13 protein-coding genes are annotated in these 11,714 nt (G+C 75.7%); 9 read left to right on the plus strand and 4 right to left on the minus strand.

All coding sequences use genetic code 11. From position 1 onward, the window contains the following. Positions 1-126: 126 nt before the first annotated feature. Positions 127-744 carry a copper resistance CopC family protein gene (locus V6U79_RS23105; protein ID WP_334615794.1) on the minus strand — a complete coding sequence of 206 codons (618 nt, stop codon included), beginning with the start codon at positions 742-744 and terminating at the stop codon, positions 127-129. A 274-nt stretch (positions 745-1,018) separates the two neighbouring features. On the opposite strand from V6U79_RS23105, the gene V6U79_RS23110 reads away from it, so the two are divergent. Continuing rightward, entirely contained in the window at positions 1,019-1,684 is a 666-nt protein-coding gene (locus V6U79_RS23110) for a hypothetical protein (RefSeq protein WP_334533067.1), read from the plus strand. 18 nt (positions 1,685-1,702) lie between these two features. On the opposite strand, the gene V6U79_RS23115 is transcribed toward V6U79_RS23110, so the two are convergent. From V6U79_RS23115 to V6U79_RS23125, 3 genes are all read right to left on the minus strand, one after another. Continuing rightward, entirely contained in the window at positions 1,703-2,629 is a 927-nt protein-coding gene (locus V6U79_RS23115; protein WP_334533070.1) for an NADP-dependent oxidoreductase, read from the minus strand. 36 nt (positions 2,630-2,665) lie between these two features. Continuing rightward, a complete protein-coding gene (locus V6U79_RS23120; protein WP_334615795.1) occupies positions 2,666-3,037 on the minus strand; it encodes a hypothetical protein in 372 nt (123 codons plus the stop codon). Positions 3,038-3,138: 101 nt separating this feature from the next. Continuing rightward, entirely contained in the window at positions 3,139-3,678 is a 540-nt protein-coding gene (locus V6U79_RS23125) for a hypothetical protein (RefSeq protein ID WP_334615796.1), read from the minus strand. A 199-nt stretch (positions 3,679-3,877) separates the two neighbouring features. Here V6U79_RS23125 and V6U79_RS23130 point away from each other — a divergent pair, with 199 nt between their 5' ends. From V6U79_RS23130 to fabF, 8 genes are all read left to right on the plus strand, one after another. After that, positions 3,878-5,053, plus strand: a complete 1,176-nt coding sequence (locus tag V6U79_RS23130; RefSeq protein ID WP_334528638.1) for a sensor histidine kinase — start codon at positions 3,878-3,880, stop codon at positions 5,051-5,053. Then, positions 5,050-5,709 carry a response regulator gene (locus V6U79_RS23135; protein WP_334615797.1) on the plus strand — a complete coding sequence of 220 codons (660 nt, stop codon included), beginning with the start codon at positions 5,050-5,052 and terminating at the stop codon, positions 5,707-5,709. Before V6U79_RS23130 ends, V6U79_RS23135 begins: the two co-directional genes overlap by 4 nt. Positions 5,710-5,800: 91 nt before the next feature. Next, entirely contained in the window at positions 5,801-6,649 is an 849-nt protein-coding gene (locus V6U79_RS23140) for a septum formation family protein (protein ID WP_334615798.1), read from the plus strand. Beyond that, on the plus strand, positions 6,646-7,959 hold the full coding sequence (locus V6U79_RS23145; protein WP_334528824.1) for a PucR family transcriptional regulator: 1,314 nt from the start codon (positions 6,646-6,648) through the stop codon (positions 7,957-7,959). Before V6U79_RS23140 ends, V6U79_RS23145 begins: the two co-directional genes overlap by 4 nt. Before the next feature lie 78 nt (positions 7,960-8,037). Next, positions 8,038-9,207 carry an acyltransferase domain-containing protein gene (locus V6U79_RS23150; RefSeq protein WP_334615799.1) on the plus strand — a complete coding sequence of 390 codons (1,170 nt, stop codon included), beginning with the start codon at positions 8,038-8,040 and terminating at the stop codon, positions 9,205-9,207. Next, the gene (locus V6U79_RS23155) at positions 9,204-10,151 is read left to right on the plus strand and encodes a beta-ketoacyl-ACP synthase III (protein ID WP_334528650.1); all 948 of its coding nucleotides are present in this window, start codon (positions 9,204-9,206) and stop codon (positions 10,149-10,151) included. The genes V6U79_RS23150 and V6U79_RS23155 overlap by 4 nt, the downstream gene beginning before the upstream one ends. Positions 10,152-10,236: 85 nt before the next feature. Then, positions 10,237-10,476 (plus strand): acyl carrier protein, encoded by a 240-nt coding sequence (locus tag V6U79_RS23160; RefSeq protein WP_007463517.1) that lies wholly within the window; start codon positions 10,237-10,239, stop codon positions 10,474-10,476. A 1-nt stretch (position 10,477) separates the two neighbouring features. After that, on the plus strand, positions 10,478-11,704 hold the full coding sequence (gene fabF / locus V6U79_RS23165; protein ID WP_334615800.1) for a beta-ketoacyl-ACP synthase II: 1,227 nt from the start codon (positions 10,478-10,480) through the stop codon (positions 11,702-11,704). The last annotated feature ends 10 nt before the right edge of the window (positions 11,705-11,714 follow it).

Consider the following 11,714-nt stretch of genomic DNA (forward strand, 5'->3'; position numbering starts at 1 on the left):
AAGGGCCCGCCGGTCACCGGCGGGCCCTTCGTCGTACGGGCCCGGACCCGGCCGGTTCCGCCGAGGAGGCGGTGCCCGGGTCCGCGCGCCTCGCGACCCGGGTGGACCGGCCGACGCGCGGCGGCGTCAGCCGCCGGCAGGGCGGCGGCGGCGCAGCAGCAGGGCCGCGGCGAGCGCGGCGGCGGCCAGCACCGCGCCGAGCACCCACGGCCAGGCCCGCCCACCGTCGCCGGCCTGCCGGACGTCGGACGCCGGGACGGCCGACGTCGCCGCCGTGGCGACGGACGCCGACGGGGCCTTCGCGGTGGCGGACGCCGACGGGCCCGGCGCGCCGGGGGACGCCGACTCCGCCGGGGCTCCGGCGGTCGCCGACGGGCCTGGCGCGGCGGCGGACGCCGACTCCGCCGGGGTGCCGGTGGTGAGGGTGAAGCGGACCTCGCCCCGCACCGGGTGCCCGTCGCTGGACGCCACCTGGTAGCCCACGATGTAGAGACCGGCCTTCCCGGGCCGGAACGGCACGCTGACCCGGCTGCCGGTGAAGCTCGGCGCACCGCCCGCGGCCGGCACGTTGTCCGGCCCGACGAGTGTGATCTTCGTCGTACCGGGGTCGGGCTTCGCCAGGAAACGCAGCTCGATCCGGGCCGGCGCGGCGGCCACCCGGGCCCCGTCGGCCGGGTTGCTGCCGGTCAACGAGTTGTGCGCGAACGCCGGCGTGGCCGGCAGCAACGACACACCGAGCGCCACGCCGACAAGTGCTGGCCAGCTTCCCGCCACTCGTGCGACCCTGCCCCCCATGAACGCCTCCGCAAAGGTACGATCCGCCCGCTGATCAACGGCTGACCATTAGTCGGCCCAGGATCGCAGATAGTTCCAAATACTGTTCCAGCAGCTGCAACCGAGCGACGTTCTGCGGAGTCTGTGAAGTGGGATCCCTGCCTGCGGGTTGGCTCACCACCGTCGACCACCAACGCGTGACCCTGCAGCACAGCCATCCATCGAACGGGGCGAGGAGGCGGCCATGGTCGGAAGGGTGAGGCGACTGCTCGGCAGGCTCGTCTCGGTGGCGGCGGTCGCGGTGCTGACCGTCGGGCTGGCGTCGCCGGCGCGGGCCGCGGCGGAGCGGGCGGCGCCCAAGCCACCGCCCGCCGGAGTGGACATCACCGGCGTCGGGCTCACCGAGCCGCTGCGGCTGCGGGCCGGCAACCAGCCGGCCCAGGTGGTCGCCGTGATCGACCAGGTGAGCTGGTTCGGCCGTACCGGCGCGGCGAAGGGCCCGAAGGCGGCGGACCTCGGTCCGAAGTACACGATCGTGGTGCTCGCCGGCGACAAGCCCCGGCAGACCTTCGACCTCTACCCCCTCGCCAAGGGCGGGCCGCGGGCCTACCGGCCGGCGAAGCAGCCCGACTCCCGCAAGACCACCGCCGGCTGGTTCCTCGGCCGGCTCAACATGTCCGAGACGCTGCGCTCGGTCGGAGTGCCGCTGGAGCGTCAGATCGACACGGTCAGCGGCGGCGTCGGTGGCGGCGAGCGGGTGATCCCGGAGGACTCCCTCAACCCGGCGAAGGACATCGACGACGCCCTGGCCGAGCTCCAGCGTCTGCTGCTGCTCAACGTCGGCGTGATGCTGGTGATCACGTCCGGGCTGGCCGGGATCGCGCTGCTGATCCGCCGCCGTACGCGCTGAGCCCCGGCCGTCGGCCGCTCAGACCTCCAGCACCACCTTGCCGCGGACGTGCCCGGCCTCGACCAGTCGCTGGGCGTCGGCGGCCTCGGCCAGCGGGAAGATCCGCTCGACGTGCACGGCGAGCCGCCCCGCGTCCACCAGGCCGGCCAGCGCGGTGAGGTCCGGGGTGGACGGCTTGACGAAGAGGTAGCTGCCGCCGAGCCGGGTGACGTGCTCCGGGTCGGCGGTCGACACCAGCCGCGCCGGGCGGGAGAGCAGCTCGGCCGAGACGTCCAACGCCTCCCCGCCGAACAGGTCCAGCGCCACGTCCACCCCGTCGGGCGCGACCGCGCGGACCCGGTCGGCCAGGCCGGCGCCGTAGCTGACCGGCTCGGCGCCCAGCGCGCGGACGAAGTCGTGGTTGGCCGCACCCGCCGTGCCGATCACCCGATCGGCGCCGAGCGCCCGGGCCACCTGCACCGCCAGGTGCCCGACCCCGCCCGAGGCGCCGTGCACCAGCACGGTGTCCCCGGGGCCGGTGCGGGCCAACTGCAACGCCTGGTACGCGGTCAGCCCGGCCAGCGGCAACCCGCCCGCCTCCGCCCAGGACGCCTGCGCCGGCTTGTCCGCCAGGCACCGTTCGGGGGCGGGGACCAGTTCGGCGTACGTGCCGTGCTGGACGTGGTCGCGGCGGACGTACCCGATCACCTCGTCGCCCACGGCGAAGCCGGTCACCGCCGGTCCCACCGCGGCCACCACCCCGGCGGCGTCCCAGCCGGGCACCAGCGGGAAGTGGGTGGGCAGCACGGCGGCCAGGTGCCCCTCGCGGACCTTCCAGTCGACCGGGTTCACCCCGGCCGCGCGGACCCGCACCAGCACGGTGTCCGGCCCGACCGGTGGCTCCGGCAGCTCCCGGACGGCGAGCCGTTCGGCGGGGCCGTACGCGTCGATCGCGATCGCCTTCACCCCGCCCACGCTAGCCGCCGGGCGGCCCTCAGGTGGTCAGCACCACCGGTGCGGTGGTCGTTCCCGGCGGTCGGGCCGCCGGGCCGGGCGGACCGGGCCGTGCCGGTGGGCGCCGGCCCAGCCGGCCAGGTCGCTGCGGCAGCGGCGGGCCGCCGGCGGGATGGTCTCCTCGGCGGCAGCCGGGGGCTCGCCGGGGCGCTGGCGGGGCGCCGACGGGTCCGGCAGGGCGGGCTCGGCGGCGCGCTGGCGGGGCAGCGTCGGGTCCTCGTCGGCCCGGCCGGCCGGCTCGGCCGCGAAGGGCGCCGCCGCCACCCGGCGGTGGGGCCGGCCCGGCCCCGGCTGCTCGTGGTGGCCCGGCCGGCAGGGCTCACCCTGGGCGCAGCCGTGCTCGGCCTCCCCGTGCGCCATCCCGGTCTCCTCACGCTCGCGCTCGCGCGCCGGGAGGTCGCCCCGACGGCAGTGCCACCGTACTGGCCGGCACCGACGCTCCGCGCAGCGCGTACCCGGTGTCAGGGCTTCGGCCGGCGCGGGAAGATCGTCTCCCAGACCGGGAAGGCGACCAGCCAGATCACGATGGCGAGGGTGAGGTTGCGGATCCAGCCCCACAGCTCCTGGGTGCGCGCGGCGTCGCCGACGTAGAGGATCCCGGCGCCGAGGAGGGCGCAGGCGATCGCCCAGCCGAGCAGCCCCTTGCCCCATTCGCGCCACTCGTGCCGGACCCGGGCGCGGCCGTACCGGGGTGGCCGCACCGGCGGCGGGCCGCCGGCGAAGCGGTGGGCGAAGCGCTGGTCCGCCCAGCGGACCATCGAGTGGCCGAAGGCCACCGAGAAGCCGAGGTACGCCGCGGCCAGCCCGTGCGAGACGTTCGCGGTGGCGCCCCGGCGCAGGTCCAGCGCGGTCGCCACCAGCAGGACGAGGTCCACCAGCGGCACGCAGATCAGCAGCGCCGCCCCCAGCCGGGGCCGGCGCAGGACGTACCGGGCGACCAGCCCGGCACCGAGCACCACCCAGAACCCGATCTCGCACGCGGCGATCACCGCCAGCAGCATGTCGACCTCCCCCTCGTCGGTGTCCAGCCTGGCCCGGTCCGGGCGGGGCCGCCTCGGCGCGGGGAACGAGATCCGGGTCCGTCCTTCGACGGACCCCGGACGGGTGGCGCGGTTTCGTACCTCCTTCGGAGGAGAAGGCGCCGCCGGCCTCCTCCGGTGGGCGGAGGGTGGGCGGCGCGGCATGTGGTGGGATCGGAGCATGCGGACGCCGGCGTCGATCGGCCCCGGTACGCGCGGGCGCGACCTGGCGCTGGCCGGGGCGTCGCTCGCCGGCGGCCTGGTCGTCCACGGGGTGGGCTTCCAACCGCAGCTGCCCTGGCATCCGGACCTGCCGGAGGCGCTGTTCCTGGTGCCGCTGACCGCGGTCTGCGTCGCCGTCGGGCTGCGTCGGATGGCCACCGGGGCCAGCCTCGCGCTCGGCACCGCCGCCGTCGTCGCCGACGCCCTGCTGGGTGGCTCGCTCGGCACTCCCCTGGTCTACACCCAGGTGCTCTACGACGCCTGCGTCTACGGTCCGGCCCGGTGGTGGCGCCGGCTGCTGGTCGTCACCGTCGCGCTCAGCGTCGCCGCCGCGGCGGCCGGCGTGGCGCTGTGGGGCTGGCGCGGCGTCGCGGCCGGCGTGCCGATCACGTTCGCCGGTGTCCTGCCGGTGCTGACCGGGATCAGCGTGCGGCAGTACCGCGACCAGGCCACCGCGGAACGGACCCGGGCCGAGCAGACCGCCCGGCTGGTCGAGTGGGACCGCCGCCAGGCGGTGCTGGCCGAGCGGGCCCGGATGGCGCGCGAGCTGCACGACGTGGTCGCCAACCACCTCAGCGCGGTGGCCCTGCACGCCACCGCCGCGCTCTCCGCGCCGAAGCTGGACCGGAACCGGGTCGACGCGGCGCTGCGGGTGATCCGGGAGAGCAGCGTGCAGGGCATGGCCGAGATGCGGCAGCTGATCGGGCTGCTCCGGGAGCCGGCGGCCGGCGACCCGGCCGAGGAGGCGACCTGGGTACGCCTGGCCGAGCTGGACCAGCTCGTCGACCGGGCCACCGCCGCCGGGCTGCGGGTACGGGCCACGGTCACCGGCACGCCCCGGCCGCTGCCGGTGGGGGTGGACCTGGCGGCGTACCGGATCGTGCAGGAGTCGCTGACCAACGCGCTGAAGCACGGGGCGGGCACGGCGGAGCTGACCGTGGCGTACCGGCCGACGGAGGTGGTGGTGACGGTGGAGAACCCGGTGCGGGACTCCGGGGACGGGCTGCCCGGCGCGGGCGCCGGGCTGATCGGGATGCGGGAACGGGCCGCCCTGCTCAACGGCGGGCTCAGCGCCGGTCGCGACGGTGGGCGCTGGCGGGTCCGCGCCACCCTGCCCACCGGGGGCCCGCGGTGATCCGGGTCGTCCTCGCCGACGACCAGGAAGCGGTCCGGGCCGGCCTGGCCCTGATCCTCTCCGGCCCGGCGGACATCGAGGTGGTGGGCGAGGCGGGCGACGGTGAGACGGCGGTGCGGCTCTGCCGGGAGCTGCGTCCGGACGTGGCCGTGCTGGACGTGCGGATGCCCCGGCTGGACGGCGTCTCCGCCACCCGGGAGATCGTCGCCGCCGGCCTGGCCGACGTGCTGGTGCTGACCACCTTCGACCTGGACGAGTACGTCTTCGGCGCGCTGCGCGCCGGCGCGGCCGGGTTCCTGCTCAAGGACACCGACGCGGCGGGACTGGTGGCCGCGGTGCGGACGGTCGCCCGGGGCGAGGGCGTCATCGCCCCGGCCGTCACCCGGCGACTGATCACCGCCTTCGCGGCGACCGCCCCGGCCGCGCCGGCGGTGGCCCGGGCGGAGGTGGCCGCGCTGACCGCCCGGGAGCGGGACGTGCTGGCCTGCCTGGGCGGCGGGCTGTCCAACCAGCAGATCGCCGAGCGCTTGGCGATGGCGGAGAGCACGGTCAAGACCCACGTCAGCCGGATCCTGGCCAAGTTGGGGCTGCGCAGCCGGGTGCAGGCCGCCATCCTCGCCCAGGAGCTGGACCTGCCCGCACCCCCGGGGCCCTGACCCGCACGCTCGCGGGGCCACGGCGGATGGACCGCCGTCGTACGCTGCTCGGCACCGGCGGTCCGCCGGAGGGCCGTGGAGTGGGGGTCGCATGCGACGGTGGTGGGCAGCGACGGTTCTGGTGGCGTTGGCCGCCACGGCGGCGGGCTGCGACGGCGGGAGCCCACCGGAGCGGGCCGCCTCGACCTTCGCGCCCGAGGCCGGCGTCTGCCACGCGACGGCCTCCGATGACCGCAGCCCCGAGGCGTACGTCCCGATCGCCTGCTCGGCGAAGCACGAGGCGGAGACGATCATGGTCGGCCGGTTCGGCGGGGCGAACGCCGCCGCGTCGGCGCCCCCGGCCGCCGACACCGAGGGGCTCTGGCAGGCGTACGCCTCCTGTGACACGGCGGCCCACGACTTCCTGGCCGGCGAGTGGCGGGAGTCGCGGCTGGCGATGCGCGTGCTCACCCCCTCGGCGGCCCGCTGGACGGCGGGTGAGCGCTGGTACCGCTGCGACCTGGTGGAGATGGTCGCGCTGGACCGGTGGACGCCGAACCCCCGGGCGAACAGCCTGCGCGGCGCCCTGGCCGGCGAGTCGCCGCTGCGGCTGGGCTGCTACGTCCGGCCCGAGCTGACCGAGGAGCGGGTCAACATCCCGCCGGCCTCCTGCACCGGGCCGCACGACACCGAGTTCGTCGGCGCCTGGCGCGCCGAACCGGAGGCCGGCGACCTCACCGACGAGGACATCCGCGCGGGCTGCCTGACCGTGGTCGCCCGCTACGTCGGGGCACCGGAGCGGGAGCTGCGCGGCCGGTTGGAGGCGCTGCCCGTCTTTTCCTTGGAGCCGGAGTGGGAGGCGGGCCTGCCGGGCGCGTGGTGCTTCCTGCACACTCCCGGTGGGTCGCTCGACGCGTCGCTCAAGGGCGTCGGCCGCGGGGGCCTGCCCCCGGCGCGCTGACGCCCGCCGTCGAGGCCCTGCTCAGGACGTGTCAGGCTGAACCGGTGAGCGAGCCGGGCGGTATCGAGCTGTCGGCCACGCTGCGCCGCATCGAGCGCGCGGCGGGGGCGCTGGCGACGGCCAGCGTGGCCCGGATGGACGAGTCCCTGCCCTGGTTCCGCGAGCTCCCGGCCGACCAGCGCTCCTGGGTGATGCTGGTGGCGCAGGCCGGCGCCCGCTCCCTGGTGCAGTGGCTGCGCTCCGGTGGCGGCACCGCCGACAGCACCCAGGAGGTCTCCGACGAGGTCTTCGCCACCGCCCCGCAGGCCCTGGCGCGCTCGATCACCCTCCAGCAGACGGTGGCGTTGATCAAGGTGACCATCGAGGTGGTCGAGGAGCAGGTCGCCCACCTGGCCGCCCGGGGCGAGGAGCAGCAGTTGCGCGAGGCGGTGCTGCGCTTCTCCCGGGAGATCGCCTTCGCCGCCGCCCGGGTGTACGCCCGCGCCGCCGAGTCGCGCGGCTCCTGGGACGCCCGGTTGCAGGCGCTGCTGGTCGACGCGCTGCTGCGCGGGGACTCCCCGGACGTGCTGGCCAGCCGCGCGGCGGCGCTGGGCTGGGCCGACGCCCCACCGGTGGCGGTGGCGGTGGGGCGCTCCCCCGGCGGGGAGGTCTCCGCCGTGCTGCACACCGTCTACCGGCAGGCCCGGCGGATCGGGGTGGAGGTGATCGGCGGGGTGCACGGCGACCGGTTGGTGATCGTGCTCGGCGGGGCGGCCGACCCGATGGCCGCCACCGAGAAGCTGCTGACCGCGTTCGGCGACGGGCCGGTGGTGGTGGGGCCGGCCGTACCCAGTCTGGACGAGGCGACGGAGTCGGCGCGCGCCGCGCTCGCCGGCTTTCGCGCGGCGCCGGCCTGGCCGACGGCGCCCCGCCCGGTGCCGGCGGCGGGGCTGCTGCCGGAGCGGGCCCTGGCCGGCGATCCCGACGCCCGCCGGCGACTGCGCCACGACGTGTACGCGACGCTGTTCCGCGCCGGGGGTGAGCTGCTGGAGACGCTGGACGCCTTCTTCGCCGCCGGTGGCACGTTGGAGAGCGCCGCCCGGGCCCTGTTCGTGCACCCCAACACGGTGCGGTACCGGCTGCGCCGGATCGCCGAGGTGACCGGCTTCTCCCCGCTGACCCCCCGGGACGCGTTCGCTCTCCAGGTGGCGCTCACCGTGGGCCGGCTCGACCCGGTCGTCCCAGCCGTCGCAGCCGTCCCGACCCAGACAATGACCCCAGGAGTCATGAAAACCTCACAGACAGGTGACGACTCCCGCCGATCTTTGTAGGATTCCTCCAAAGGTTCTAGTGCGGTTTGGTCGGTGTCGGCACAGCGCTACCCACAGGTATCCGGGAGAGTCATAGACGTGCTCGCCGTACTCTCTCCCGGCCAGGGTTCCCAGAAACCCGGCTTCCTGACTCCCTGGCTCGACCTGCCCGGCACCGAGGCACGACTGCGGTGGTGGTCGGCGCTCGCCGGGGTCGACCTGCTGCACCTCGGCACGAACGCCGACGCCGACGAGATCCGGGACACCGCCCGCACCCAGCCGCTGCTGGTCGCCGCCGCCCTGCTCGCCGCCGAGCACCTGCCGATGTACGACGTCGGCGCCACCGCCGGCCACAGCGTCGGCGAGCTCGGCGCCGCGGCGCTCGCCGGGGTGCTCCCGGCCGAGGCGGCCATCACCCTCGCCGGGGTACGCGGCCGCGAGATGGCCGCCGCCTGCGCCCTGGAGCCGACCGGCATGGCGGCCGTCCTCGGCGGCGACCCGGACGAGGTCCTCGCCGCGCTCGCCGCGCACGGCCTGCACCCGGCCAACCGCAACGGCGCCGGCCAGATCGTCGCCGCCGGCGCGCTCGACGCGCTGGACAAGCTCGCCGCCGAGCCGCCGGCGAAGACCCGGATCATCCGGCTCCAGGTGGCCGGGGCGTTCCACACCCCGTACATGGCGCCGGCCGAGGCCGCGCTGGCCGGCGTGGCCGCCGGGATCAGCCCGGCCGAGCCGATCCGCATCCTGCTGTCCAACCTCGACGGCTCGGCCGTCAACCACGGCCGCGAGATGGTGCAGCGGCTCGTCCGGCAGGTCACCGCGCCGGTCCGCTGGGACCTGTGCATGCGCACGCTGGCCGACCTCGGCGTCACCGGGGTGATCGAGCTGCCGCCGGCCGGCACCCTGGCCGGCCTGGTCAAGCGGGAGCTCAAGGGCACCGGCGTCCCCGAGATCGTCACCCTGAACACCCCCGACGACCTGCCCGCCGCCCGCGACCTGATCGCCCGGCACAGCGGCCTGCGCGGCCACGAGCCGGTGATCCAGTTCCGGGTGGTGGTCTCGCCCGCCGCGGGCACCTTCACCCCCGCGGCGGAGCTCGCCGAGGGCGCCGACCTCCGGGCGGGCCAGGTGATCGGGCACGTCGTCACCCGGCAGGGTGAGGTCGACGTGACCGCGCACGACAGCGGCCTGCTCACCGAGTGGCTCGCCCACCACGACGACCCGGTCGCGCCGGGCCAACCGCTCGCCCGTATCGGAGGTCCCTCATGACCGGCAGTCGGATCCTCGCCCTGGGGCACTACCAGCCCTCCCGCGTGGTGACCAACGACGACCTGGCCAAGCTGGTGGACACCAACGACGAGTGGATCCGGGACCGGGTCGGCATCGCCTCCCGGCGGATCGCCGACGCCGGCGAGACGGTGGCCGACATGGCCGCCGCGGCGGCCGGCAAGGCGCTGGCCAACTCCGGCCTCACCGCCGCCGACATCGACCTGGTCGTCGTCGCCACCTGCACCTCGGTCGACCGCAGTCCCAACGTGGCCTGCCGGGTCGCCGGCAAGCTGGGCATCAGCGCCCCGGGCGCCTACGACATCAACACCGCCTGCTCGGGCTTCGCGTACGCGCTGGGCACCGTGGACCACGCCATCCGGGCCGGGGCGGCCCGCAACGCGATCGTGGTGGGGGCCGAGAAGCTCTCCGACTTCACCGACTGGACCGACCGCTCCACCTGCATCATCTTCGGCGACGGCGCCGGCGCGGCGGTGGTCACCGCCACCGCCGAGGGCGAACCCGCCGGGATCGGCCCGGTGGTCTGGGGGTCGGTGCCGGAGAAGAGCGACGCGGTCCGCATCGAGGGCTGGCGCCCGTACATCGCGCAGGAGGGGCAGGCTGTCTTCCGCTGGGCCACCACCGCGCTGGCGCCGCTGGCCCGGCAGGCCTGCGAGCGGGCCGGGATCGACCCGTCGGAGCTGGCCGCGTTCGTGCCGCACCAGGCCAACTCCCGGATCATCGACGGCATCGCCAAGCGGCTCGACATCCCCCAGGCGATCATCGCCAAGGACATCGTCGAGTCCGGCAACACCTCGGCGGCGAGCGTGCCGCTGGCCCTGTCCAAGCTGGTCGAGCGGCGCGAGGTGCCCTCCGGCGCCCCGGTGCTGCTGTTCGGCTTCGGTGGCGGCCTGACCTACGCCGGACAGGTCGTCCGGTGCCCCTGAGACCCCCTGCGGCGTCCACACGCCCAGGAGCGGCGGCCGGCGACGCCGACCGTCGAGTGACCCCCGATGAGAGGAACCAACCGCAATGACCCGTGACGAGATCACCACCGGCCTCGCCGAGATCCTCGAAGAGGTTGCCGGGGTGAACCCGGACGACGTGGCCGAGGGGAAGTCCTTCACCGACGACCTCGACGTCGACTCGCTCTCCATGGTGGAGGTCGTGGTGGCGGCCGAGGAGAAGTTCGGCGTCAAGATCCCGGACAACGAGGTGCAGAACCTCAAGACCGTCGGGGACGCCGTCAGCTTCATCGAGGCGCAGTCCTGATATGAGTCGCACCGACGTCGTCGTCACCGGGCTCGGCGCGACCACCCCGCTGGGCGGGGACGTCGCGTCGACCTGGGACGCCATGCTCGCCGGCCGCTCCGGGGTGAGTGCGCTCACCGCGGAGTGGGCCGGGCAGCTGCCGGTCCGGATCGCCGCCCAGCTGGCGGTGGATCCGGCCGGCACGCTGGACCGGGTCAAGCTGCGCCGGCTGGACCGTTCCGAGGCGATCGCGATCATCGCGGCGCAGCAGGCCTGGGCCGACGCCGGCCTGGCCGACTCCGGGCTGGACAAGGAGCGGCTGGGGGTCAGCGTCGGATCGGGCATCGGCGGCGCCCTGACCCTGCTCGCCCAGGACGACATCCTCGAGGCGTCCGGGCCGCGCCGGGTCTCCCCGCACACCATCCCGATGCTGATGCCGAACGGCCCCGCCGCCTGGGTGGGGCTGGAGCTCGGCGCCCAGGCGGGCGTCCACTCGGTGGCCAGCGCCTGCGCGACCGGCGCGGAGGCCATCGCGCTCGGCATGGACATGATCCGCGCCGGGCGGGCCGACGTGGTGGTGGCCGGCGGCACCGAGGCGGTCATCCACCAGCTGCCGATCGCCGGGTTCAGCTCGATGCGGGCCATGTCGACCCGCAACGACGAGCCGGAGCGGGCCTCCCGCCCATGGGACAAGGGCCGGGACGGCTTCGTGCTCGGCGAGGGCGCCGGCATCCTGGTGCTGGAGCGGGCCGAGCACGCCGCCGCCCGGGGCGCCCGGGTCTACGCGCGGCTGGCCGGATCCGGCATCACCTCCGACGGCTACGACATCGTCCAGCCCCACCCGGAGGGCGCCGGCGCGATCCGGGCCATCGCCAGGGCGATCGCCGACGCGGACGTGGCGAAGTCCGACATCGTGCACGTCAACGCCCACGCCACCTCGACCCCGGTCGGGGACATCGCCGAGATCAAGGCCCTGCACCAGGCGCTCGGCGACCACCCGGTGCTGACCGCCACCAAGTCGATGTCCGGGCACCTGCTCGGCGCGGCCGGCGCGCTGGAGTCGATCGCCACCATCCTGGCGATCCGCGACAGCGTGGTGCCGCCGACGATCAACCTGGACGACCCGGACGACGGTCTCGACCTGGAGGTGGCCGCCAACAAGGCGCGCCACATGGACATCCCCGCCGCGCTGAACAACTCGTTCGGCTTCGGCGGCCACAACGTGGCTCTCGTCTTCACGCGGGCCTGAGACCACAGCC

Source organism: Micromonospora psammae, assembly GCF_036902725.1.
Taxonomy (GTDB): domain Bacteria; phylum Actinomycetota; class Actinomycetes; order Mycobacteriales; family Micromonosporaceae; genus Micromonospora.

Excerpts from the sequence above, each read along its gene's own strand:
- V6U79_RS23110 (WP_334533067.1), top strand. The coding sequence starts at position 1,019 with ATGGTCGGAAGGGTGAGGCGACTGCTCGGCAGGCTCGTCTCGGTGGCG.
- V6U79_RS23120 (WP_334615795.1), bottom strand. The coding sequence starts at position 3,037 with ATGGCGCACGGGGAGGCCGAGCACGGCTGCGCCCAGGGTGAGCCCTGC.
- V6U79_RS23125 (WP_334615796.1), bottom strand. The coding sequence starts at position 3,678 with ATGCTGCTGGCGGTGATCGCCGCGTGCGAGATCGGGTTCTGGGTGGTG.
- V6U79_RS23130 (WP_334528638.1), top strand. The coding sequence starts at position 3,878 with ATGCGGACGCCGGCGTCGATCGGCCCCGGTACGCGCGGGCGCGACCTG.
- V6U79_RS23140 (WP_334615798.1), top strand. The coding sequence starts at position 5,801 with ATGCGACGGTGGTGGGCAGCGACGGTTCTGGTGGCGTTGGCCGCCACG.
- V6U79_RS23155 (WP_334528650.1), top strand. The coding sequence starts at position 9,204 with ATGACCGGCAGTCGGATCCTCGCCCTGGGGCACTACCAGCCCTCCCGC.
- V6U79_RS23160 (WP_007463517.1), top strand. The coding sequence starts at position 10,237 with ATGACCCGTGACGAGATCACCACCGGCCTCGCCGAGATCCTCGAAGAG.
- fabF (WP_334615800.1), top strand. The coding sequence starts at position 10,478 with ATGAGTCGCACCGACGTCGTCGTCACCGGGCTCGGCGCGACCACCCCG.